At 28.4% G+C, this 22,256-nt stretch carries 28 protein-coding genes and 1 other annotated feature; of the genes, 6 read left to right on the top strand and 22 right to left on the bottom strand.

All coding sequences use genetic code 11. From position 1 onward, the window contains the following. The 10 genes from WAO56_RS01250 to WAO56_RS01205 form a co-directional block, all read right to left on the bottom strand. Window positions 1-217 (bottom strand): hypothetical protein (locus WAO56_RS01250; protein ID WP_422144063.1); only part of this gene is annotated, 217 nt, incomplete at its 3' end. A 19-nt stretch (window positions 218-236) separates the two neighbouring features. Further along, window positions 237-899 carry a hypothetical protein gene (locus WAO56_RS01245; protein ID WP_422144062.1) on the bottom strand — a complete coding sequence of 221 codons (663 nt, stop codon included), beginning with the start codon at window positions 897-899 and terminating at the stop codon, window positions 237-239. 11 nt (window positions 900-910) lie between these two features. Next, complete coding sequence (locus WAO56_RS01240; protein ID WP_422144061.1) at window positions 911-1,105, bottom strand: hypothetical protein; 195 nt, start codon at window positions 1,103-1,105, stop codon at window positions 911-913. Between the two features lie 9 nt (window positions 1,106-1,114). Further along, window positions 1,115-1,483, bottom strand: coding sequence for a hypothetical protein (locus WAO56_RS01235; RefSeq protein ID WP_422144060.1), 369 nt, complete (start codon window positions 1,481-1,483; stop codon window positions 1,115-1,117). After that, window positions 1,470-1,751: a hypothetical protein gene (locus WAO56_RS01230; RefSeq protein WP_422144059.1), complete on the bottom strand. Its 282-nt coding sequence runs from the start codon at window positions 1,749-1,751 to the stop codon at window positions 1,470-1,472. The genes WAO56_RS01235 and WAO56_RS01230 overlap by 14 nt, the downstream gene beginning before the upstream one ends. A gap of 14 nt (window positions 1,752-1,765) precedes the next feature. Beyond that, complete coding sequence (locus WAO56_RS01225) at window positions 1,766-2,764, bottom strand: hypothetical protein (RefSeq protein ID WP_422146198.1); 999 nt, start codon at window positions 2,762-2,764, stop codon at window positions 1,766-1,768. Window positions 2,765-2,773: 9 nt separating this feature from the next. After that, a complete protein-coding gene (locus tag WAO56_RS01220; RefSeq protein ID WP_422144057.1) occupies window positions 2,774-3,439 on the bottom strand; it encodes a phage antirepressor KilAC domain-containing protein in 666 nt (221 codons plus the stop codon). Window positions 3,440-3,577: 138 nt separating this feature from the next. Beyond that, complete coding sequence (locus WAO56_RS01215) at window positions 3,578-3,763, bottom strand: hypothetical protein (RefSeq protein ID WP_422144056.1); 186 nt, start codon at window positions 3,761-3,763, stop codon at window positions 3,578-3,580. Between the two features lie 126 nt (window positions 3,764-3,889). Then, a complete protein-coding gene (locus tag WAO56_RS01210; RefSeq protein WP_422144055.1) occupies window positions 3,890-4,081 on the bottom strand; it encodes a hypothetical protein in 192 nt (63 codons plus the stop codon). 9 nt (window positions 4,082-4,090) lie between these two features. Next, a complete protein-coding gene (locus WAO56_RS01205; RefSeq protein WP_422144054.1) occupies window positions 4,091-4,285 on the bottom strand; it encodes a helix-turn-helix transcriptional regulator in 195 nt (64 codons plus the stop codon). 142 nt (window positions 4,286-4,427) lie between these two features. Here WAO56_RS01205 and WAO56_RS01200 point away from each other — a divergent pair, with 142 nt between their 5' ends. After that, entirely contained in the window at window positions 4,428-5,186 is a 759-nt protein-coding gene (locus WAO56_RS01200; protein ID WP_422144053.1) for a helix-turn-helix domain-containing protein, read from the top strand. 2 nt (window positions 5,187-5,188) lie between these two features. Then, a complete protein-coding gene (locus WAO56_RS01195; RefSeq protein WP_422144052.1) occupies window positions 5,189-6,280 on the top strand; it encodes a site-specific integrase in 1,092 nt (363 codons plus the stop codon). Between the two features lie 122 nt (window positions 6,281-6,402). On the opposite strand, the gene cysS is transcribed toward WAO56_RS01195, so the two are convergent. The 3 genes from cysS to gltX form a co-directional block, all read right to left on the bottom strand. Continuing rightward, the gene (gene cysS / locus WAO56_RS01190) at window positions 6,403-7,809 is read right to left on the bottom strand and encodes a cysteine--tRNA ligase (RefSeq protein ID WP_422144051.1); all 1,407 of its coding nucleotides are present in this window, start codon (window positions 7,807-7,809) and stop codon (window positions 6,403-6,405) included. Window positions 7,810-8,487: 678 nt separating this feature from the next. Next, window positions 8,488-9,003 (bottom strand): hypothetical protein, encoded by a 516-nt coding sequence (locus WAO56_RS01185; RefSeq protein ID WP_422144050.1) that lies wholly within the window; start codon window positions 9,001-9,003, stop codon window positions 8,488-8,490. 82 nt (window positions 9,004-9,085) lie between these two features. Continuing rightward, the gene (gene gltX, locus WAO56_RS01180) at window positions 9,086-10,561 is read right to left on the bottom strand and encodes a glutamate--tRNA ligase (RefSeq protein WP_422144049.1); all 1,476 of its coding nucleotides are present in this window, start codon (window positions 10,559-10,561) and stop codon (window positions 9,086-9,088) included. A 194-nt stretch (window positions 10,562-10,755) separates the two neighbouring features. Here gltX and WAO56_RS01175 point away from each other — a divergent pair, with 194 nt between their 5' ends. Beyond that, window positions 10,756-11,625, top strand: coding sequence for a LiaF transmembrane domain-containing protein (locus WAO56_RS01175; RefSeq protein ID WP_422144048.1), 870 nt, complete (start codon window positions 10,756-10,758; stop codon window positions 11,623-11,625). Window positions 11,626-11,662: 37 nt separating this feature from the next. Here the strand turns inward: WAO56_RS01175 and WAO56_RS01170 are convergent, their stop codons facing one another. The 3 genes from WAO56_RS01170 to WAO56_RS01160 are packed head-to-tail and all read right to left on the bottom strand — an operon-like array spanning window position 11,663 to window position 13,263. Further along, the gene (locus WAO56_RS01170; protein WP_422144047.1) at window positions 11,663-12,325 is read right to left on the bottom strand and encodes an HD domain-containing protein; all 663 of its coding nucleotides are present in this window, start codon (window positions 12,323-12,325) and stop codon (window positions 11,663-11,665) included. 39 nt (window positions 12,326-12,364) lie between these two features. Further along, entirely contained in the window at window positions 12,365-12,613 is a 249-nt protein-coding gene (locus WAO56_RS01165; protein WP_422144046.1) for a YkoF family thiamine/hydroxymethylpyrimidine-binding protein, read from the bottom strand. Continuing rightward, complete coding sequence (locus tag WAO56_RS01160) at window positions 12,586-13,263, bottom strand: class I SAM-dependent methyltransferase (RefSeq protein ID WP_422144045.1); 678 nt, start codon at window positions 13,261-13,263, stop codon at window positions 12,586-12,588. Before WAO56_RS01160 ends, WAO56_RS01165 begins: the two co-directional genes overlap by 28 nt. A 184-nt stretch (window positions 13,264-13,447) precedes the next feature. On the opposite strand from WAO56_RS01160, the gene WAO56_RS01155 reads away from it, so the two are divergent. Beyond that, window positions 13,448-13,900: a MarR family winged helix-turn-helix transcriptional regulator gene (locus WAO56_RS01155; protein WP_422144044.1), complete on the top strand. Its 453-nt coding sequence runs from the start codon at window positions 13,448-13,450 to the stop codon at window positions 13,898-13,900. Continuing rightward, complete coding sequence (locus tag WAO56_RS01150) at window positions 13,893-15,251, top strand: MATE family efflux transporter (protein WP_422144043.1); 1,359 nt, start codon at window positions 13,893-13,895, stop codon at window positions 15,249-15,251. The genes WAO56_RS01155 and WAO56_RS01150 overlap by 8 nt, the downstream gene beginning before the upstream one ends. 39 nt (window positions 15,252-15,290) lie before the next feature. On the opposite strand, the gene WAO56_RS01145 is transcribed toward WAO56_RS01150, so the two are convergent. The 3 genes from WAO56_RS01145 to WAO56_RS01135 form a co-directional block, all read right to left on the bottom strand. Continuing rightward, entirely contained in the window at window positions 15,291-16,031 is a 741-nt protein-coding gene (locus WAO56_RS01145; RefSeq protein WP_422144042.1) for a nitroreductase family protein, read from the bottom strand. Beyond that, window positions 16,032-17,774 (bottom strand): proline--tRNA ligase, encoded by a 1,743-nt coding sequence (locus tag WAO56_RS01140; protein WP_422144041.1) that lies wholly within the window; start codon window positions 17,772-17,774, stop codon window positions 16,032-16,034. It lies immediately after the preceding gene. Window positions 17,775-17,925: 151 nt separating this feature from the next. After that, window positions 17,926-18,115 (bottom strand) — a binding site (T-box leader). Between the two features lie 37 nt (window positions 18,116-18,152). Next, on the bottom strand, window positions 18,153-19,058 hold the full coding sequence (locus WAO56_RS01135; RefSeq protein ID WP_422144040.1) for a zinc-ribbon domain-containing protein: 906 nt from the start codon (window positions 19,056-19,058) through the stop codon (window positions 18,153-18,155). A gap of 127 nt (window positions 19,059-19,185) precedes the next feature. Here WAO56_RS01135 and WAO56_RS01130 point away from each other — a divergent pair, with 127 nt between their 5' ends. Next, on the top strand, window positions 19,186-19,701 hold the full coding sequence (locus tag WAO56_RS01130) for a nitroreductase family protein (protein ID WP_422144039.1): 516 nt from the start codon (window positions 19,186-19,188) through the stop codon (window positions 19,699-19,701). Window positions 19,702-19,837: 136 nt separating this feature from the next. Here the strand turns inward: WAO56_RS01130 and WAO56_RS01125 are convergent, their stop codons facing one another. The 3 genes from WAO56_RS01125 to phoU are packed head-to-tail and all read right to left on the bottom strand — an operon-like array spanning window position 19,838 to window position 22,248. After that, window positions 19,838-20,899, bottom strand: coding sequence for a sensor histidine kinase (locus tag WAO56_RS01125; protein WP_422144038.1), 1,062 nt, complete (start codon window positions 20,897-20,899; stop codon window positions 19,838-19,840). Window positions 20,900-20,955: 56 nt separating this feature from the next. Next, on the bottom strand, window positions 20,956-21,585 hold the full coding sequence (locus tag WAO56_RS01120) for a response regulator transcription factor (protein WP_422146197.1): 630 nt from the start codon (window positions 21,583-21,585) through the stop codon (window positions 20,956-20,958). A gap of 15 nt (window positions 21,586-21,600) precedes the next feature. Next, window positions 21,601-22,248 (bottom strand): phosphate signaling complex protein PhoU, encoded by a 648-nt coding sequence (gene phoU, locus WAO56_RS01115; RefSeq protein WP_422144036.1) that lies wholly within the window; start codon window positions 22,246-22,248, stop codon window positions 21,601-21,603. Window positions 22,249-22,256 lie beyond the last annotated feature (8 nt).

Raw genomic sequence — 22,256 nt, 5'->3', positions numbered from 1 at the left:
CATTTCTAAATGTTTCTGCTGCCTTTGTTTTAGCTTCTATTTCCTTTTGAATGCTGTTATCTATTTCTGTTCTATCTATTAGATTTTCACCTTGTAAATTAAGTATTTTTATATTTTCATCTATCTTTGTACCTCTTACATCATTGTTGTATATCGCTTCTCTTATTTTTCCATATAGTTCATTTTTCTTATTTTCATATTCTTGTTTTAATGTCATCTTATCACTCCCTTAATGGTTAATCTTGTTTTAATATTCTGCTTGCTCTAGCATAATCTCCTATGCTTGTATTAGGCCCTAAATTATTAATACGCTCTTTTCTTTCTTTTTCAACTTTGCTAGTTCCTACTTGACTAGGTGTTATTGTTATTACACTATGTGATGGTATTCTACTATTTTTGAATATCTTTAATTCTGTAGAATATCCTGGAACATTACTAGAATATTCATTATTTTTTATATCGTAACTATCCTTTAAAGAATAATATTTTCTAGTTATGTCCCTATATTCATTTTGTAGGTCCCAACCTTTACTAAATAGTTTAATTAACTCATCTTCTAATGGTTTAGCCTGAATTTCTAGTTCTTTTGCCTTATTTTCATAATCGTTATATACCTTTTCTAAATGATTTAGAGTAGATATTGCATTATTTCTTATAGCTTCCTTGTTTAGCTTTTCAAGTTTTTCAATTTTGTAAGTATCGCTTTTAATTCCCTCTTTTAGTTTAGTTATCTTTGGAAATATATTATCTGCTTCTTTCTCATTACCGTTTACCAAAGCTTTATTATATTTATCTTCTAATTCTTTTATTTTATCGCTATTAGCTTGTAGTTCCTCTTTCAACTCTTTTACTCTTTGATTTTTTGTTTGTTTATCTTCGTAAAATTGATTTAAGTTCATATCTTCTCCTTTTATAAAATTCTATTTTTATTAGCATAATCTTGTAGATTAAATTCTTCTTTGTTGTCGTTTTTATCCTTTTTATTTTCCAAAGTATCTAATTCATCTATAAACTTAGAGACTTCTTGAATTCCTTTTTCATCTTTATATGTTTCTTTTAGGTTATTTACATATCCTTTTAAAATTTCTAATTTTTTATCATTCATAAATAACTCCTATACCACTTTTAATATTTTCTTTTCTTCATGCTTAGCCATCATCTTGCCATAATGAAAAGCTAGTATAATGCTAGCCGTTTCATTTTCTGTCATTTCTAAGTATCTTAAAAATTCACCTTCAAAGCCTATAGGTAAATAATCATTTCTAAGACTTTCTTTTAATTCCCTTAGTTCTTTTACATTTAAAAACTGCTTTTCTACCTCCTCAATTCTTTGTAATTCTATAATTTCATTTAATAGTTTATTGTACGTTCCTAACTGTTCATTTTTGATTATTTCCCAAATATTATCTACATTAATTCCATTTTCAATTAATCTGTTTCTAAATATTTCTTGATATTTTGCATTTAATTTATTCATTTTCATTTTTAGAACTCCCATAATAAGTTAAAAATTGGTGTACTGTCATTTTAGGTTCTCTATATTTCTCCCCATACTTCCTGCTAATTCTTTTTAATGTTCTATATCTAGGATCTCTAACCTCTTGTTTGCCTTTCATCTTCCCATAATTAAAAACTAAGGCTAATGCATATAATATTCTTTTTTCATTCCTGACTATTCTTTCTATCTCTATCCATTCACTAAGCCTAGGTGCGTCCATAAGCTCAACTATATCTATAATATCTCTCTCCAACTTTCCTATACTCCTTAATATGGTACATAACCGGGTAATTTTTTCATTATATCTTCAAAGTTATTAATATCTAAAAACCATGTAAAGCTAATATTAAATACTTCTCCATCAGCATTAGGTATCTCTCCTAAGTACCATCTATTACTAGGTACATGCTCCATTACCTCTAAAATGGTACCTAAACTATATTTCTGTAAAAGCTTAAAAGCATTACTTTGCATTTGTGTAGTAGTTTTAGTAATAGGTCTTTCCATAGCCATTTCAGACTTATTCCATTCTTCTACCAAAACATTAAACTGTTTTGAAAATTCTTCATAATCATTTTTAGGAGATAGTTCATCTTGATGAACCTCACTCATTGATTGTGATTGTGTTTCTGTTTCTGATTCTGTTTTTGATTTTGTTTCTGATTCTGATTGTGATTCTGCTATGATTTTTTTACCCCCTGTCGATAGGGTATGGTTTAAATCTGCTACATTATTTTTATCCCCTATGGTTAGGGTATCTATAGGGTGTTCATAGCCTATTAACAGCCTATCTATTTCATTTTTAAAGCTATTCTTTAATTCTTCTAAAAATGTTTCATCTTTTTCTATTATTAGACTTATTAATGAATTGAATTTCTTTTCACTAAAATTATTCTTATAAGTTTGCAGTAATTTAACTTTAATAATTTTACTTTTAACTTTTAAAATCTCTTTAGATAGTAACCCTAGTTGACTTTGACTAGGGTTTTTTAAATTGTATTTGTGCCAATTCATAATCATTAATTCTTTTGTTTCATCATCATAGAATATCTTTTTATCTTCTGACAATTTCTTTATATTTCTATCAAATGTTTCATTATCTAAACCTGTTTCTAATAACGCTATTTGTATTGGTAAATAATACGCTCCTAATTGAGTCGTTTTACTGCCTTGCAATACGTATAAGAAAACATATCTAGTTAAATAATCCAATGATATTACATAATCATCTTGCCAAAAATCTATGTCAATGCTTCTATATGCCATAATTTACCTCTATGCTATTTGTTTTTGTAATAATAATCTAAAAGTTTCTCTACCTTTAGGTGTAATTAATGTTTGAGTTCCCGTATGTCCGTTTCGCTCGTTTACATATTCTTTAAGTTCAAATAGTCCCTTATTCTTCTCTGCATAAGGTTTTAGTTTCCTTTTTTTGTCCCTATAGATATAACCTCTTGCCATTAATTCATTAATAAACACTTTTTCCTTAATACCTAGTTCCTTAGCAGTATCTCTAAAATTAGTTAATAAATTTCTATCTACCAATTCATCAAAGTATTCTGCTTTAGGTTTTAACTCTGCTATAACATTATTAGCAATCATTAATGCCCTTGCCATAACCTTATCTGGACTATTATATTCTTTCTCTATTTCAATAAAGTATTTTCTTGCTACCTTACCCTTTTCATTCCTGGCCAACATACTTAATTCTTTTGCCATATCTAATTTAAGTACATGATCTTTCATAGGTCTGCCACCTTTAGGTTTTACTGTTTTTTCAGTAAAACTCATATAATCAACATTTTCAATAAAACCATAGTCTAGCATTCTATGAATCCAATCATTATACCTTTCATTAATCTCTAAAAATCTATGTAGCTCTCTACCACTAACTACAGGCTCCATATTTTCATTTTGTGTAACTGCTATTAAATCATTCATTTATCTGCTCCTTTTCATTTTTCCTAGAACATGATAAAATCAACATACGGATAGTTGAATTATCAACGTTCTTAATTTTGCCTTTAGATATTGCCGTATCTAAGGGCTTTTTGCTTTCTGTTATTAAATATCTAATCATTATTTTTTACCTTTCTTTTTCATATGTTTAAAATACAATTCATCTTGTTCCTCATATCCGTTTCTATACCTCCATAATGCACAATCTTTTATTTCACAATTTGCAACTTCATTTTTATTTCCTGCTGAACATTCTAAACATTTTTTCTTAATTGCTTCTTGCTTAGTCAATCTTTTACTAATCATATTCTTTTAATTTCCTTTCTACGCTCTAAAACGTATAGCCTGTTACCTTTTTTCTTACCTAACTTAATTTAGACATATAAATCCTTGCCTAATAAAATTAACCTTCTTAAAACTCAAAATAGAGCCTTATTTATTATCCTCTTGTTTTTCTAAACCAAAATATTCATAAACTGCCCTAGCTGATACACGGCCACGCAAAACTAAAAATCCTTCCGCTTCCAATTTCTCATTTACCTTTCTAATAACTTGATATGATTTAGTTTGTTTTACTTGCATTAGTTCTTGAATATCTTTAGCATTTAAAAATTGTTTTTCCATTTCCTCCTCCTAATCTTCCATTATTTCTTTTACCGGTATTTCTAAAGCCTTAGCAATTTTACCAGCTGTAGTCGTACTACATGACTTCCCACTCGTAACAGATATTATTGTTTGCCTTGAAATTCCTGATAATTCAGCCAGTTCTTTTTTTAAAATATTCTTCTCTGCCAAATACATATTAATTTTTTCTGGACTTAATTTCAAAATATTCACCCCTCTTCCAATATTCTTATAGTTACATTGTAACTTTGCGAACATTATTAGTCAAGACTTTAATTGTATTATTAAATATTTATTGTAATTACAATTTTCTTTTAATATAATTGTATTAGAATGAGGTGATGTAATGAGTGAAACCATAGGAGAAAGAATTAGATATCTGAGAAAAAAAAACAATATGACATTGAAAGAATTATCTGCTGTTACTGGAATTTCTCATGCTTCTTTATCAAAATATGAGAATAATAAAATTACAAATATCAGTTCTAAAAACATTGAATCTATTTCTAAAGCTCTCAACGTTTCTCCAGAACTTTTAATGGGATGGAAAAAAATAACTCAAAACGAAAAATTGATTTTGACATTAACTGAAATGACTAAAAGCAAAGAATTACGTTGGCAAAATCTAGCTTCTTCGTTTGTTTCATTAGAAGAAATAACTAATCTAAAAAAATCCAAGGGTCTTGAAATAATAAATTTTTACGATGTTATAAAAAATAGAATGATAGATGCGGTAGAAGGCAGCTCTAAAAATACAATTGAATATTTATATGGTGTTTTAGAAAAATTTAATATTGATAAAAGCTCTTTAGATATAGAAAATTCTTTTTTTGTACATGTTAAATCCACATATTATTTATTGAATTTTTTTTCTCTAAATAAAGAAACAAACTTAAATTTAAGATTATTTATTAGACAACATGAAGATACAAAAATCATAGATACTTATGATACTTATTTAGAAATAACTGATGATTCTGATAATTATTTAATTGCTTTATATAATTCTATATTAGATATTTATTCAAATAATCCTAACCGATCTACAATGACAATAATTGATAGCCTAATCGATGAACTAAAAGAATTAAAAGAAGAAGATTAACCATGCCATCATATAAAAACGAATCAAAGACTAAAAATAAATGGTATTGTAGCTTTTACTATACGAATATTCAAGGAGTTAGAACTAGGAAGAAAAAAGAGGGCTTTGCTACTAAGAGGGAAGCTGATGAATGGGAAAGAAATTTCCTTGCTAGTGTAGACTATAGTCCGGAAATACCCCTTAATGCCTTGTATGAGCATTATATTGAGGATTTAAGCCATAGACTTAAGGAAATGACTATGTATTCTAAAAAGTTTATGTTTGAAAAGCATATACTACCTTATTTCAAAGATATGCCTATAAAAGATATTACTCCTATTAAAATTAGGAACTGGCAAAATCAAATTATGAAATTGATTAATGAAAAGACTGGCAAGCCTTACAGTGAATCATACTTAAAAGATATTAATGTTCAGTTATCAGCAATAATGAATTATGCAGTAAGATTTTATAATCTTAAAGAAAATCCAATACATAAATCTGGATCAATGGGTAAATCTGGTTCAGATGAAATGAAAATATGGAGCCTAGAAGAATTTAACCTATTCAATTCACATTATGAGGATAGGCCATTAATTCATGTAGGCTTTAATATATTGTATTGGACTGGTATGAGATTAGGTGAGTTACTGGCTCTTACTTGGAATGATATAGATTTTAATAATCAAAAAATCAATATAGATAAATCATTTCAAAGATTAAGGGGCAAGGATATTATTACTTCACCAAAGACAGAAAAGAGTATTAGAAAAATACTTGTAAATAAATCTGTTATAGATGAACTCCAGGAACTTAAAAATAAAACTTATAAACCCAAAGGTACGGATAGAATAATACCCCATACTAAATCAGCATTTAGCAAGGCAATGAAAAAAGGTGTTGAATTGTCTGGACTAGAAAAAATAAGAGTACACGACTTAAGGCATAGCCATGCAAGTCTATTAATACATCATGGTGTTAACATAGTTGTAATATCAAAAAGATTAGGGCATGAGGAGATTGAAACGACTTTAAACACATATTCTCATCTATACCCTAATCAAGAAGATAATTTATTAAATTTAATGGAAAAGATTGAAAAGAGTACAAACTGATTAGTAAATGTACTCTTTTTTATATCTTAAAATCATGAACTAAAATAGCAACTCTAAATTAATAGTACGTTTTTAGTACGTTTGATATATCAACAAAGCTTATAACCCTGTATTTAACAAGCTTATTTATCCATACTCCATTCAACACCTTCCCTAGTGTCTTTTAAGGTTATTCCCATTTCCTTTAATTCATCTCTGATTTCATCTGCTCTTTGGAAGTTTTTGCTCTTTCTTGCTTCCTGTCTTTCAGCTATTAGTTTTTCCACTTGTTCATCTAAGGACTCTTCTTTATCTTCTTTATATAAAATTCCTATTACATTAGCTAATTTCATTAAAGAGTTGTAAATATATTCTACTAATTCTTTTGATGATTTTTCCTTTAAAGTACTATTTGCTAGTTTTACTAATTCATAAATAGAGGATATTCCGTCAGCTGTATTCAAATCATCATCCATTGCCGTTTCAAAATCCTTTATTATTTCATCTACTTTTTTAACAGTATCTTTTTCTTCTTCTGACAATTTTCCTTCAGTTGTTTTTAATAGTTTCTGTAAATTTTTCTTTCCATTATAAAGTCTTTCAAGTCCATTTTTAGTTTGCTCCATTACTTCTTCACTAAAATTTATCGGTTTTCTATAATGAACTGAAAGTAGCCAAAATCTTACAATTTCCAAATCATATGATTTTCTTATATCATTTAAAAGGAAAAAATTCCCCTTTGATTTACTCATTTTTTCATTATCAACTGTAATCATGGAATTATGCATCCAGTAATTAGCAAATTTTTCATCATGTAATGTTTCTGACTGAGCTATTTCATTTTCATGATGAGGAAATTGTAAATCCTCTCCTCCTGCATGAATATCAATTGTTTCTCCTAATATTGAACCTGCCATTACTGAACATTCTAAATGCCAGCCAGGTCTACCCATTCCCCAAGGAGATTCCCATGCAGGTTCTGTTTCCTCTTTTCTTTTTTTCCATAAGGCAAAATCCATTGGATTTTTCTTTTCATCTGTTACAGAAATTCTAGCACCGGCCTGTAATTCATCTATATTTTTTTTAGATAGCTTGCCATAGTCCTTAGCTTTTGTAATGTCGAAATAAACATCTCCATCTACATTATAGGCTGCACCCTTTTTCTCTAAGCCTGAAACAAAATCTATCATAGGCTCTATATATTCAGTTGCTTTTGGATGAATTGTCTTATCTTCTAAAAAGTTTAATTCTCTAGAGTTTTCCAAATATGCATTTATATATTTTTTAGTTATTTCTGAAAATTCAACTCCTTCTTCTTTTGCCTTATTGATTATTTTATCGTCAATATCTGTAAAATTACTTACATATTTTACATCATAACCCTTATATAAAAAGTATCTTCTTAAAGTATCAAATACAACCATTGGTCTTGCATTTCCAACATGTATAAAATTATAAACCGTTGGTCCACAAACATATATACCTACTTTTCCTTCTTCTATTGGTATAAACTCTTCTTTTTTTCTTGTTAAAGTATTATATATTTTCATAAAATTCTTCCTTTCCTTTTTAATTTTCGCTATTTAATATATTTTTTCTAGTATTTAAATATAAAAATTTCACTTAATAACTATAAGCCCAGCTTTAATTTAGACTATAATAACTATTTATTATTCATATCTCTAATTTTACTAAATATCTCATATAAGCTGTTGACCAAATTGACTTGCTGACCTACCTACGATTTATTCCATAAATCGGGTTAGCTATTAGCAGGCTACGTTTGCTAAATCATAGATTTGGACTTCGCTGCATATTGAAGCCCTAGTCAAAATCTTTGATTTTGGAACAGGTCTTATGCAACCTGTTGACCAAGGTTCACTTAGTTTCAACTGTCTGCTGACCTACCTACGATTTATTCCATAAATCGGGTTAGCTATTAGCAGGCTACGTTTGCCAAATCATAGATTTGGACTCCGCTGCATCTGACCTACCTACGATTTATTCCATAAATCGGGTTAGGTCATTAAAAAAAATCGCCTCCTGCAAATGCAAGAGACGAATTTAATCCGTGGTTCCACTCTAATTGATATTATTAAATATCCACTTTATAGTTCTAACGGTTCAACCGTGATTTATTAAATCATTTAATTAGGCGCATATGCAGAAAATATATGGATTTTTCACCAACCAATCCCTCTCTAAATATATTTTACTTCTGTTTTTTCCTAATTATCCTTATATTCTATATTCTCTAAACTATAAGAGCCTAAGGCTGTTTCATAAATTTCCAAAAATATTCCAGCTCCCAGCTCTTCTCTTTTTATTTCTCCGTCTACATTTATTTCAACAGTTTCTATTAACTCTCCAGGTTTATTATAGCCGTAGACAATAACATAACCTTTATCTCTACCTTGAAAATAATCTATTGAAATATTATCCTCTTCGTTTTTCGGTGCTATTGATTCTATATAATTATACCTGTTTTTGAAAAATTTATTCTCTTCCCAAATAGTTACACTTGTAGTTTTTTCTATTTTTGAAGTTGTCTGTAGAGAGAAAATATAACTGTCTCTTTCTTTGTTGGAAAATTCCAATTTTTGTTGTTGTATTGGACCATTAACTGCAATATATTCAAAACTATAAGTCTGATTATATATGGATTTTAAATGTAAACCAATGTATATCATAAATAAAATTAATATAACTATTAATACATTAAGTATCCTTTTTTTATTTTCCATATACTCATCCTTAATAATTATTTAAAAAAATAGTCCATTTTCATTTATCTATAGCACAAATATTATTATTGTCTATATATACTTACGCTATTTTAAAATCATTTAATCTTTTTAATATACCATCTTTACCTAGTATTTGTATAACATGAACTAGTTCAGGTCCATGAACATTTCCCGTTAATATAGCTCTTACTGGCATAAATAAATTCTTGCCTTTTACCCCTGTAGCCTTTTGAATTTTTTTCATTACAGTTTTTGCAAATTCCTCATCTACTTCATCTACTTGGTCTAATTCATTTTTAAATGCTTCAATTAATGCCGGTACTTGTTCGCCACTTGCCATTTCTTTAGCATCTTCTTCTACAATTTCAATTTTATCTACAAATAAAAATTCAGATTGCTCTACTATATCCGATAATTTAGAAATAGACTCTTGGAAAGTTAAGGTTATTAATGCTAATTTATCTTCAGATATATCCTCATTAATAAAACCAGCCTTTACTAAATATGGTTTTACTTTTTCTGATAGTTCTGGTATTTCCATAGCCCTTATATAGTGACCATTAACCCAATCTAATTTCTCCTTATCAAAAACTCCACCAGATTTTGATACCCTATCAAAAGAGAATTGTTTAATTAATTCATCTAAACTTAAAATTTCTTCATTTGTTTCCGGTGACCAACCTACTAAGGCTAAGTAATTAATTAGCCCTTCCGGTAAATATCCCATTTCCCTAAAATCTCCAACTGATACATCTCCAGTTCTTTTGGATAGCTTTTTACCGGATTTACTTAATACTGTTGGTAGGTGAACATATTCTGGCGCTTCCCATCCAAATGCTTCGTATAGATATACATGTTTTGGAGTTGATGGAAGCCATTCGTCCCCTCTAACTACATGGGTTATTCCCATTTCATGATCGTCTACTACTACTGCAAAATGGTAGGTTGGAAATCCATCTGATTTTATTAAAACTTGATCATCCATATCATTAGTATTAATTGTTACATTTCCTTTTATTGCATCATGGAAAGTAATATCCTTATTAGCTGGAAGTTTCATTCTAATTACATGGGACTCCCCTGCTGCAACTCGTTTTTTTGCCTCTTCTAATGATATACCTCTACAAAGTCCATCATATCTTGGAACTTTTCCATCGGCTTTTTGTTGTTCTCTTACCTTGTCTAATCTTTCTTGAGTACAAAAACAATAGTAAGCCTTGCCTTCTTCTAATAATTTATCAATATATTTATTGTAGATTCCTTGTTCTACCCTTTCAGATTGAATGTAAGGTTTACAATCACCTTTACTTACAGGTTTACCTTCTTCGTCAAGAACAACACCCTCATCTACAGTTATACCTGCCCAAGAAAGTTCTTGTAGTAAGTTTTCAATTGCTCCCTCTACATATCTTGTTCTGTCTGTATCCTCTATTCTTAATAAAAATTTCCCACCATTTTGTTTTGCATATAAATAATTATATAAGGCAGTTCTTAAACCACCAATATGCAAATATCCTGTTGGACTTGGTGCAAAACGTAATCTTACATCACTCATAATTTTCTCCTTTAAAAATAATCATATAGTAATAGTTTATCGGTTAATAAGCATTTTTGCAATAAATTACCTTTTAAAATCTTAATATTATTGTATATTTTACTCCAATGATTACATGATAAAATATTATATAGTATATAGATTAAATATTATATGGTTTATTAACTGGTTAATCAATAAAAGTGAGGTATCTTATGCAATTTATAGGAATTATTTTAGTTCTAATCGGAGCATTTTCCATTTTAAGTTTGTTTACAGATATTAATATGTGGTACAGCCTATATGATTTCTGGCCAATAGTATTAATAATTTACGGTATTTACAGAATTATTAAAAAACAAAAGTCTACAATTACTTCCTATTTACTAATAGGCCTTGGTGTCTTATTCCAATTAGATAATTTACATCTTTTAACTCCAAAATTATCGACTTTAATTTGGGCTGCTACCTTAATATTAATAGGTGTTATTTTAATATTCCCTAGTAAATCAAGAAAAAATAAAAGTAATTATGAAAAAAATTCAAAATATAATCCTTCAAATAAATATTATTATGAAGCTTCAGATTATTATGATGATGTAAATAAAGACAAAAACAAAAACTATAGCTATAAGGAAAATAAGAAAAATTATGAAAACAAAAGTTATTCCTATTCAAATTATAGTTATGGAAATAATAAGGGAAATGACACTACTTATGACTATAGGGAATATAATTCTCAAGTATATGAAGATGAATTTACTGAAATAGAAAGTAATTTAATTGATTTATCCTATACTTTTGGAAAAAATAATATAAAGGTTTTAAGTTCTTCCTTTTCTGGTGGAGATATTTCTACAACTTTTGGCGAAACAACTTTAAATTTAAAAGAGGTTTACCCTGCATCTCAAATTATTGAACTTTATTGCAATGTATATGTTGGAAATTTAGAATTAATTCTACCAAAGGATTGGTCCTATGTTATTATTGGAAAGACAAATGAAGAATTTCAAGTTAGTAATGAAAAATGTACTTTAAGAAATTTTTATAAAAATATTTTAGGTGAATTAATAATCAACCAATAAAATGTAAACAAAGACTTACTTTTCTAAGTCTTTGTTTTTATATTGTATCTTCAAACTTTATATTTCTAGAAAATGTAATTTCCTCTATTAAATGATTATAGAAACTTTCTGAATGTTTTCTATTAATTTCTGCAATTTTTCTTGCTTCTTTTGTATAAAGTAAGTTATAGACTTTTTTTAGTTTATTGTTGTATTCCTTAAAAAAAGATCTAGGATCCTCTTTTTTTCCAATATGTACTATATTATTTTCGTTAACAGTATAAATAGGAATATTTACATAACCTTGGTACAGTAAAGTCCTAGCAATACCAATAGCCCCTGTTACATCTAATTTATCTGCATCAAAAATTATTTTAGCCTCTATTGTACTAGGTTTATTATTAGTTCTATATCTGTGAGATACTATGCAGTCTTTTACATGTTGACAGTCTCTTTCCTTCCATCCTATTTTCTTTAAAAAAGTATAGGCAATTTCTCCCCCCTCTTTTGCATGACATTTTTCAGGATTTTTAAACTGAATTTTCCTACCTATGTCATGTAGTAAGGCAGATGCAATTACAATTTTTTTATCAGCCTCTTCATAATTATTGACTATTATCTTAGAATAATTCAAAACTCTGTAAATATGTTCAATATCATGAGCAGAATCATCCATGAATTTTAACATAAATTCCTCTATAATTTTTTCTTCTTCTACCATTTTATCTCCTAATATACCTATATTAAATTAGTACAAACCTCAAGTATTCGATATAGTAATATTCATAGCAAAATCACTTTTAACAGTATTTGTTATTTTTTCTAATAGGCTATATATTCTACTTGTTTCACCTTTTAACACCGTAGACATATCTCCAATAATATACTCTAAATTGGATTTTTTTATTAATTCTAATACTTTCTCCACTTCTTTATTTACCCTATCTTTTCCTAAAGGATAAAAACTAAGTTGACAGGAGATTAATTTTTCTTCTTGAATTTTACACATACAAATCCACCTATTTTCCCCTTTTCTTTTTCAATAAGCTCATTTTCTAAATTAAATTCATCTTCCTTAACTGTTGGTGAAATATATAAACATTCCTCCTTTTTAACAAAACTATTTTTATCTAATTTTTCAATTTCTTCCCCTGTTTTAAACCTTGCTTTTTCATAAGCCGTTCCCTTAAAAATATTACTACTATAAAATTCTTGCCATTCTCCACCTTTTTGAATAGTTCCTATTATTATTGAGCCATTATTTTTTGTAACTCTTTTAATTTCCTCATAGGCCCTTTTAGGGTCATAAATAAATTCAAAAGCTGTCATAGATATTGCTGCATCAAAATAAATATCTGAAAAATCTATATTGTAACTACTCATATTGTAAAATTCAACGCTTTCGCCCTTGTATTTACTTTTGGCCTTGTCTAACATCTTTTTAGATATATCTATTCCCACTACCTGACAACCTAATTTAGCCAATTTATAACTAATATTTCCAGTACCACAACCTATATCTAAAATCTTCATTCCCGGTTTGGGATTTAAACAATTAAATAATAGGTCAGTTTCTATTTGGTCTACAAATTTCCCCATTTTTGTCTTGTACCATTCATCATAACCTTCATAAAATTCATCAAAAATAATTTCCTTCATGCCTACCCTCTTAATTTTAAATTTATAATCACTTTATTTTTTAATAATATATATTTAATCTTAATTTCAAACTTTCTATTATTAATTTTTATTCAATCAATATTATTATACTGTATCTTGACTAATTTATAAGTACTAGTATAATAAGATATATGGTTCTTTTTAGAACTAATAGAGGTGTATTATGAATAATAATTTTAATATGTTAGTAAACTTTAGGCAAATAATTAAATTCTTTGAATTTAGTCTACAAGATATACGAAAAAAATATAATTTAACAAAAATAGAAATGGATATTATAAGTTTTCTATACAATAATCCAGGTTATGATACTGCATCCGATATTGTAGAATTACGTATGTTGCAGAAGGGGAATGTTTCCCAAGCTGTTGATTTATTAATAAAAAAGGAACTTTTAGTTAAAAAAACAGATTCTCTAGATAAAAGAAAGGTCCATTTAATTTTAACTGAAAAATCTGCTAATATAACTGAAGAAATTTCTAATGCTAAATTAAAATTTAAACAAGAGATTTTTAAAGGTTTTACTACTGAAGAATTAAACACCTTTAACTACTTAAACAATAAAATTGTTAATAATATAAAAACGGAACTGGGAAAGGATGAACAAAATGAATGAAGATAAAGATTTTTTAGGTACTGAACCTATTGGAAAGCTACTTCGAAAACTAGCTATTCCAACAGTTGTCGCCCAAATAATAAACATGCTATATAATTTAGTAGACCGAATGTACATAGGCCATATTCCAGGAGAAGGTCACCTTGCTTTAACAGGCCTTGGTGTGTGTATGCCTATTATAATGATAGTTTCAGCATTTGCTGCCTTAGTTAGTAACGGAGGTGCTCCAAGAGCATCTATTTTTATGGGGAAAGGTGATTCTGAGTCAGCAGAAAAAACATTAGGCAATTCCTTCTTTTTACAAATAATAGTTTCTATTGTTTTAACTATTATTTTATTAATTTGGAACAGGGATTTTCTTATGGCCTTTGGAGCTAGTGAAAATACTATTGAATATGCTGTAGACTATATGAACATATACGCTATAGGTACAATATTTGTCCAACTTACTTTAGGAATGAATGCATTTATTACTGCTCAAGGATTTGCAAAAATAGGAATGTACTCTGTACTTATTGGAGCTGTAACAAATATAGTTTTAGACCCTATATTCATATTTGCTTTTAATATGGGAGTTAAAGGAGCTGCTTTAGCTACAATAATTTCCCAAGCACTATCTTGTATATGGGTAGTTTCCTTCTTACTTGGTAAAAAGACCTTCTTGAAAATTAAAACTAAATATTTTAAGCTTCAAGCTAATATAATAATACCTAGTTTAACTTTAGGTTTAGCTACCTTTATTATGCAGGCAAGTGAATCTATAATATTTGTTGCTTTTAACTCATCTTTATTAAAATACGGTGGTGATATAGCCGTAGGAGCAATGACTATTTTAACTTCTGTTATGCAATTTGCTATGTTACCTTTACAAGGTTTAGGGCAAGGGGCTCAACCTATAATCTCCTATAATTATGGAGCAAAAAATAAGGAAAGAGTTTTGTCCGGATTTAAATTACTTTTAAAATACAGTTTAATATATTCAATTTCCCTATGGGCTTTTGTTATGATATTCCCAAAATTATTTGCTAGTATGTTTACAAATAATATTGAACTTATTAACTATACTAAAACAGCCTTGCGTATTTATTTAGCAGTACTTTTTATATTTGGAATTCAAATAGCCTGCCAAATGACCTTTACGTCCCTAGGAAATGCTAAAGAGTCCATAATGGTTGCAATTACTAGAAAATTCGTATTGTTAATTCCATTTATATATATAATGCCTAGAGTTTTTACATCTAATAAGGCTTTTGCCGTATATGCAGCTGAACCAGTTGCAGATATTTTAGCTGTTACCTTTACAGTATTACTATTTAGAAAACAATTTAAAAAGGCCTTGGCAAAAATATAGTTCCTATTGATTAAATAATTGAAAGAAAAAGACGATAGTTTAAAAACTATCGTCTTTTTTAAATTCATCAACGTATTTTTTACTTGACCTATTCATTTCCTCTGAAAATTTAGAATTGTATTTTCTTTTGCAAAATTTTCCTATCCAATTTTCAAAAGTATCATTTCCTATATTGTGTCTAACTAAATCTACTAGCTCTTCATCCTTTAAGTCCTTATAAGTATTTTCATGAACTATGGTTTTAATACTAGGTCTTTTTGGTTTATTTCTTCTAACCTGACTTTCTGTAGGATAACCATAAACTACCATTGTAATAGGAAGTACATTTTTAGGTAGCTTTAAAAGTGCTTTTACCTTCTCATAATTTTCCAATATATCTCCAATGTAACAAGAGCCTACTCCAAAGCTTTCTGCTGCAACTACGGTGTTTTGTGCTGCTATTACCGTATCTGAAATTGAAAGGAGCATATCACCATATCCTAATTCTCTAGGATTACAATTTCCATAATCATAAAGGTCATACCATTTTTTATAATCTGAACAAAACACCAACACCAATGGAGCTTTTGCTATAAATGGTTGATTATCACATAGAATAGCCAGTTCATCTTTTATTTTTTGATCTGTAACTTTTATTATTGAATAAAGCTGTTGGTTTCCTGCAGAAGGAGCCTCAATTGCTGCTTTTAAAATTTCATTTGTTACTTCTTCGGAAATATCTTTTTCAATATATTGTCTTACAGATTTTCTATTTTTAATTTGTTTTACTATTTCATTCATCTATCTATAAAATGTATCCAAATATTTTAATTCTGCTGAAATTTCCTTCATTACTTCTTCTATTGCTTCCTGTGAAGAAATTTCTTTGTTTACCATTTCTTTTCTTGTTGAATATTCAACTATATTATCCGCTGCACCTTTTCCAACGGTAATTCTAAGAGGAATACCTATTAAATCCCTATCGTTGAATTTTACTCCGGCTCTTTCTTTTCTATCGTCTAAAAGAACTTCTACACCTTTTAAAAGTAATTCTTCGTAAATTCTATCTCCTAATTCTCTTTGTTGCTCATTTTTTGTATTAACGACAGTTACAATAACATGATAAGGCGCTACTACTAATGGCCAAATTATTCCCTTTTCATCATGGTTTTGTTCAACTACTGCTGTAACAGATCTTGTAACGCCTATTCCATAGGAGCCCATGTAAAAATACTTTTCTTTTCCATTTTCATCTAAATATTTCGCATCTAAACTTTCGGAATATTTAGTACCTAGTTGGAAAATATTACCAACTTCTATTCCCCTTGCAGATTTTAATACAGAGCCTGTATTAGGGTCAATGTCTCCCTCTTGAATCATCAATAGGTCTTTGGCAATTTCCCCCTTAAAGTCCCTACCGAAATTCGCATATCTATAATGATGGTTCTCTTCATTTGCTCCAATAACAACATTACGCATTTCCGTTAATCTTGAATCAATTATAATTCTAACATCTTCTGGAGTTTTTTCCGTTGGTCCAGTAAATCCTGGAACAGAATTTAAAAGATTTACAATTTCCTCATCGTTCATCATGCCAATTTCATGTTCTGGAACTCCTAAATAAGCAACTAATTTTGACATATTTAATTCCCTATCACCTGGAATAAATACCAATACTGGTTTACCTTCAACAATTAAATCTATTGCTTTTGCACAGTGACTTTCTGGAACTCCTAAGTATTGTGCAACATCCTCTATAGTTTTACAATTAGGTGTTGTTACTTTTTCCATAGGTAAAATATCTATATTAGAATCGTCAACAGAATAATAAACCTCTGCCTTCTCGTCAGTTGCAGCAAAGTCACTATCTTGGCTATAAAATATTACTCCCTCTCCAACTTCTGAAAGGGCAATAAATTCATGGGAGCTATTTCCTCCCATAGCACCTGCATCTCCTGCTACTACTTTATAATCCAGCTTTAACCTGTCAAATATGACCTCATAGGACCTCCACATATTCATATAGGCTTCCTTCATAGTTTCCTCATCGGTGTCAAAAGTATAGGCATCCTTCATTAAAAACTCCCTAGCTCTGTTAATTCCAAATCTAGGTCTTTTTTCATCCCTGTATTTTGTTTGGATTTGGTAAATATTTAAAGGAAGTTGCTTATAACTTTTAACTTCACCTTTTATTAAAGTAGTGAAATATTCTTCTGCCGTTGGTCCTAAACAGAACTCCCTTGAATTTCTATCTCGTAATTTAAACATTTCCGGACCAAATGTAGCCCATCTACCAGATTCATCCCAAATTTCTCTAGGCTGTAAGGCAGACATTAATATTTCCTGAGCTCCAAAATTATCCATTTCTTCCCTAACTATATTTTCAATTTTTCTAATAACTCTATATCCTAAAGGTAAATAAGAATAAATACCAGCAGCGGATTTTCTTATCATACCAGAACGAAGTAACAATTTATGACTTGCTATTTCTGCATCAGCTGGATCCTCCCTAAGAGTAGGCATATAAAATTTAGACATTTTCATAATAATAACCTCCATGTTTTTTACTATTGAATTCTTTTTCTATTTATATACAAATATTTTTAATACTTTTATAATTAAAAAATAACTTTTTAACCAATCTAGATTTTACTTTATAAATTGGATTATTCCATAAAAAAAGTCTCTCACCTTATTAGAAGGCGAAAGACTACGCGGTACCACTTCATTTAATCATATTGATTATCTCAAAAGCTATAAGGCACAACCCTGTATGTTTTCATACATCCTCGAAGATAGGTTCATTAATTTCATTTAAAAGTTTCCACCACCCACTTTCTCTCTAAAAAAATCCATTAACTACTATTTCTTTTCTTTGGAATAAATTGATTTTATCATAGGTCCATATTTTTGTAAACTTTATTACCAATAGTTCCTTTTCCACTTCCTGTTACTCATAATAGAAACTATTAATAAAATTATCCATCCTATTATTGTCCAACTTACTAGTATACATAAGAAAAATAATGGAATTTTCGCATTTCCCCTACAGTTAAAAAATGGAATAAATAAAAATAAAATAATAAACAACATACCAATATTAATTATTTTATCTCCTAAAAAATATAAATCGATCTTCAATAATTCCGATAAATAATATCTTGCAGGTTCTACTAAAACTGTTGATAATACTAAGGCCATAATTGTTACTAAGATATTATAGATAATATTTCTTATTCTTTTCCATATTCTTTTTCGTCTTTTTTTCTTTTCTATTCTTTCTTCTATTAGCTTTTCATTAGAATAATCTTCCATTCTTTTTTTATTGTCTTCTTGGCGAAAATTATAAAACTTGCTTTTCGATTCTTCCTTAAATTCTTCCCTAACTTCTTTATCTTTTCTTGACTCATTATTTATATAGGATTTGTCAAAGTATTCTTTTTTCTTTGATTTATTTTTCTTAATACTATCAAAAAAATTATAGTCTGACCTTTCAAATAAAATTCTCTTCTTAGTATCTTCAAGGTCATCTTCAACATTATAGCTTATAGTTTCATCTGTATATTCACTATTAACTTTCTTGTCTTTACCAGTACTAATATCTATTTCTTCTAATTCTTCTTCAACTTCATCCCTTGATAAAAACTGACTGAAATCATACTTCTCGTCCTTTTTTTCCATATCTGTTTCAATTTCATAATATTCAATTGTCTGTGTACCTTGCTTTTTTTCATTATTATTTTCTAATGTATTTTCAATTGGTTTCCCACATGAAATACAGAATTTATAATCTTTTTCTATTTTTTCGCCACAATATTTGCAACGCATATTAACTCCTTAAAATAAACAATTATTTGATATTAAACAATTATATCATAAGAATCTTTCATAAATAGTTACATTATTTCAAAAATTTTAAGAAAACTGATAAAATATTATAATAAGGGGTGATTTCATGGATAATTTATTTTTAAATAGACGATCCGTAAGAAAATTCAAGAATATAGAAGTTGAAGAAGAAAAAATTAATAGAATATTGGAAATTGCATTAACTGCACCATCCGGAAGAAATAAAAAACCATGGGATATTATTGTCATAAATAATAAGGAGCTTATTAATAAAATTGCAGATGCCAGACCTGAAGCTATTAGTTTTCTTAAAAATGCACCTTTAGCTATGGTTGTTGTTATGGACCTAGAGTCAGGTACTGCTATTGCCGATGGAGCTATTATTGCTTCCTATATACAGCTTGCAGCTGAACTTGAGGGATTAAAGACCTGCTGGGGACACGCTTTTGAGAAAATCAATTTAAAAGGCGAAAATGTTGAGGAAAAAATTAGAGAAGTATTAAATATTCCTAAAAACAAAAATATACTTTGCACTATAGGAATCGGTTATGGTGATGAAGATAAAAAACCTCATGATTTAGATAAACTACCTATGGATAAGGTACATTTTAATAAGTATTAAATTCAACTGATATTTGTTGATAATTATTATCAAGTATTGTATAATAGAGATGAATATATTAATAATCTCTAATAATTTTTGTAATATATTTATCTTGTTTTTATTTATAATAGTTTTACAGAAAAAAGAACACTTTTTAGTGTTCTTTTTGGCTTTTTACCTTATTCTCATTTAGTGGAAACTTAAATGTAAAGGTACTTCCTTTACCTACTTTACTTTTTATTTCAATTGTACCATTATGAACTAGTGCAACATGTTTAACAATAGCAAGGCCCAGTCCTGTTCCCGATTTTTTCCCTCTGGCTTTATCTACAACATAAAATCTTTCAAAAATCCTATTTATATCGGATTCTTTTATTCCTATACCAGTATCGGATATTTCCAATACACAATTTTCATTTTCCCTATATAATTTTACCCTTATTATACCATAGGGTTTATTGTATTTAATTGCATTAGATAATAGATTATTAACTAAGTCCTTGATTTTATTTTTATCAGCAAAAACTTCAAAATTATCCAATTCTTTTAATATTTTAACCTTTTTCAAAGAAGCAACATTTTCTATACTTTTTACAAGTTCCTCTATAAATTCCCCTATATAAAAATGTTCTTTTTCAATTTCTATTAATGTAGGGTCATCATATTTTGAAAGGATTATAATATCATTAATAGTCATTAATAACTTATTTGCATCTTCCCCAATTACTTTTGCAAATGATTTAGCTTCTTCCTCTTTGGCTAAGCCTAATTCTATTAATTCTGCATAACCCATTATTGAAGTTAATGGGGTTTTTAATTCGTGGGTTACATTTGCTGTAAATTCCGACCTGATTTTTTCAGCATTTTTATATTTTTCCATAGAATACATACTTGTTTTTTTCTCGTTATTTAATTTCTTTAGCATTTGTTTTAAATCTTCTTCATATTCTATGTCTAATTTATTTTCATTAAACACCTCTGAAATAATAATATCGGCTAAATAATTTAAATTATTTCTACTAACTTTTTTACTTAATATTAAATAATTTACTATAAAGGTAATTACTAATAACAATAGGATAATAAAGATGTTGTTTATTAAGATTTCATTTAATAAAGGCTTGTTTAAAATAGCTAAGAAAGTTAATAGTGCTATTAGTAAAACCATATAAATACAAAGTATTGTTTTTAATGCTTTTCGATTTATTTTTTTCATTTTAATCCACTATTTTATATCCAACATTTCTAACTGTAACTATATAATTACTTAACTCACCTAGTTTTTTGTCTTAATGTTCTTATGTGAACATCAACTGTTCTAGTTTCTCCTTCGTAATCAAATCCCCAAATTTCCTCAGTTAATTTTTGTCTTGTTAAGACTATATTTTTATTTTCAATAAGGTACAGCAACAATTCAAATTCCTTGTAGGTTAATTTTAAAACTTTATTATTTGCTGTTACAACTCTTTTATCTAAATCTATTACTATATTTTTAAACTCTACTATATTTTTAGAATCTGGTTTTTTTGAAACTCCCGTCCTTCTTAAAACCGCTTTTATTCTTGAAATTAATTCCATTACTCCAAAGGGCTTTGTAATATAGTCATCTGCCCCCATATCTAAGCCTCTAACCTTATCCATTTCATCGGTTTTAGCTGTTAACATAATAACTGGAATTTCAGAATATTCTTCACTGGATTTTAATTTTTCAAGTATTGCATAACCATCATCTTCTTCTAGCATTATGTCTAGAATTATTAAATCCGGTTTTTTTTTCAAAATTTCGTTTTTTAACTCTTTGTAACCAAGTAGACCTATAGCTTTAAAGCCACTATTATTTAAGGCGTAAACTACTAGATCCCTAATATTGTCTTCGTCTTCAACTACGTAAATATTATGCATAATCCACCTACAGTATTAGTTGTTACTGTGTTTTCCTGTTATTGAAAACTCTACCCATTCAGAAATATTTTCTGCATGATCTCCTATTCTTTCTAAGTATTTTGCTATCATTAAAACATCAACTGCATATTCAGGATTTGTGTCTGAGCTTTTAAATTCCTTAATTACCTCTTCCTTTACTTCATTAAAATAAGCATCTACCTTATTGTCATGTTCACGTATATTATCTACTAAAGAAAGATCTCCAGTAACGAAACTCTTTATACTTTCCTTTACCATTTCTATTGATAAAGCTGCCATTTTCATTATGGTGTCAAAGGTGTCATCTTTGGTAAATGTAGACATGCTTAATGTAATTTCTGCAATATCCGCTGCCTGATCTCCTATTCTTTCCATGTCTGTAATCATCTTTAAGGATGCTGAAATAAGTCTTAAATCCGATGCTACAGGTTGTTGTTGAAGTAATAATTTTAGAGCTCTCTTTTCAATAATTCTTTCCATTTCATTTACATCATCATCGCCATCTAAAACTTTTTTTGCTTTTTCTAAATCCTTATGTTTAAAGGCACTAATAGCATCTGTTATTCTTTCTGAAATCAATTCTCCCATTTCAGTTAATTCAGCATTTAGTTTATCTAGTTCCCTATCAAATTTATTTCTCATATTTCCTC

Source organism: Miniphocaeibacter sp., from assembly GCF_049276255.1.
GTDB lineage: Bacteria > Bacillota > Clostridia > Tissierellales > Peptoniphilaceae > Miniphocaeibacter.
This window is presented reverse-complemented; position numbering and strand designations above follow the sequence as displayed.

Excerpts from the sequence above, each read along its gene's own strand:
- cysS (WP_422144051.1), bottom strand. The coding sequence starts at position 7,809 with ATGAAAATATATAATACTTTAACAAGAAAAAAAGAAGAGTTTATACCA.
- WAO56_RS01160 (WP_422144045.1), bottom strand. The coding sequence starts at position 13,263 with ATGAAGGAAATTATTTTTGATGAATTTTATGAAGGTTATGATGAATGG.
- WAO56_RS01220 (WP_422144057.1), bottom strand. The coding sequence starts at position 3,439 with ATGAATGATTTAATAGCAGTTACACAAAATGAAAATATGGAGCCTGTA.
- WAO56_RS01140 (WP_422144041.1), bottom strand. The coding sequence starts at position 17,774 with ATGAAAATGTCTAAATTTTATATGCCTACTCTTAGGGAGGATCCAGCT.
- WAO56_RS01145 (WP_422144042.1), bottom strand. The coding sequence starts at position 16,031 with ATGAATGAAATAGTAAAACAAATTAAAAATAGAAAATCTGTAAGACAA.
- WAO56_RS01185 (WP_422144050.1), bottom strand. The coding sequence starts at position 9,003 with ATGGAAAATAAAAAAAGGATACTTAATGTATTAATAGTTATATTAATT.
- WAO56_RS01165 (WP_422144046.1), bottom strand. The coding sequence starts at position 12,613 with ATGTGTAAAATTCAAGAAGAAAAATTAATCTCCTGTCAACTTAGTTTT.
- gltX (WP_422144049.1), bottom strand. The coding sequence starts at position 10,561 with ATGAGTGATGTAAGATTACGTTTTGCACCAAGTCCAACAGGATATTTG.
- WAO56_RS01130 (WP_422144039.1), top strand. The coding sequence starts at position 19,186 with ATGGATAATTTATTTTTAAATAGACGATCCGTAAGAAAATTCAAGAAT.
- WAO56_RS01225 (WP_422146198.1), bottom strand. The coding sequence starts at position 2,764 with ATGGCATATAGAAGCATTGACATAGATTTTTGGCAAGATGATTATGTA.
- WAO56_RS01210 (WP_422144055.1), bottom strand. The coding sequence starts at position 4,081 with ATGGAAAAACAATTTTTAAATGCTAAAGATATTCAAGAACTAATGCAA.
- WAO56_RS01240 (WP_422144061.1), bottom strand. The coding sequence starts at position 1,105 with ATGAATGATAAAAAATTAGAAATTTTAAAAGGATATGTAAATAACCTA.
- WAO56_RS01135 (WP_422144040.1), bottom strand. The coding sequence starts at position 19,058 with ATGCGTTGCAAATATTGTGGCGAAAAAATAGAAAAAGATTATAAATTC.
- WAO56_RS01170 (WP_422144047.1), bottom strand. The coding sequence starts at position 12,325 with ATGGTAGAAGAAGAAAAAATTATAGAGGAATTTATGTTAAAATTCATG.
- WAO56_RS01155 (WP_422144044.1), top strand. The coding sequence starts at position 13,448 with ATGAATAATAATTTTAATATGTTAGTAAACTTTAGGCAAATAATTAAA.
- WAO56_RS01195 (WP_422144052.1), top strand. The coding sequence starts at position 5,189 with ATGCCATCATATAAAAACGAATCAAAGACTAAAAATAAATGGTATTGT.
- WAO56_RS01215 (WP_422144056.1), bottom strand. The coding sequence starts at position 3,763 with ATGATTAGTAAAAGATTGACTAAGCAAGAAGCAATTAAGAAAAAATGT.
- WAO56_RS01175 (WP_422144048.1), top strand. The coding sequence starts at position 10,756 with ATGCAATTTATAGGAATTATTTTAGTTCTAATCGGAGCATTTTCCATT.
- WAO56_RS01200 (WP_422144053.1), top strand. The coding sequence starts at position 4,428 with ATGAGTGAAACCATAGGAGAAAGAATTAGATATCTGAGAAAAAAAAAC.
- WAO56_RS01125 (WP_422144038.1), bottom strand. The coding sequence starts at position 20,899 with ATGAAAAAAATAAATCGAAAAGCATTAAAAACAATACTTTGTATTTAT.
- WAO56_RS01120 (WP_422146197.1), bottom strand. The coding sequence starts at position 21,585 with ATGCATAATATTTACGTAGTTGAAGACGAAGACAATATTAGGGATCTA.
- WAO56_RS01235 (WP_422144060.1), bottom strand. The coding sequence starts at position 1,483 with ATGAAAATGAATAAATTAAATGCAAAATATCAAGAAATATTTAGAAAC.
- WAO56_RS01245 (WP_422144062.1), bottom strand. The coding sequence starts at position 899 with ATGAACTTAAATCAATTTTACGAAGATAAACAAACAAAAAATCAAAGA.
- WAO56_RS01150 (WP_422144043.1), top strand. The coding sequence starts at position 13,893 with ATGAATGAAGATAAAGATTTTTTAGGTACTGAACCTATTGGAAAGCTA.
- phoU (WP_422144036.1), bottom strand. The coding sequence starts at position 22,248 with ATGAGAAATAAATTTGATAGGGAACTAGATAAACTAAATGCTGAATTA.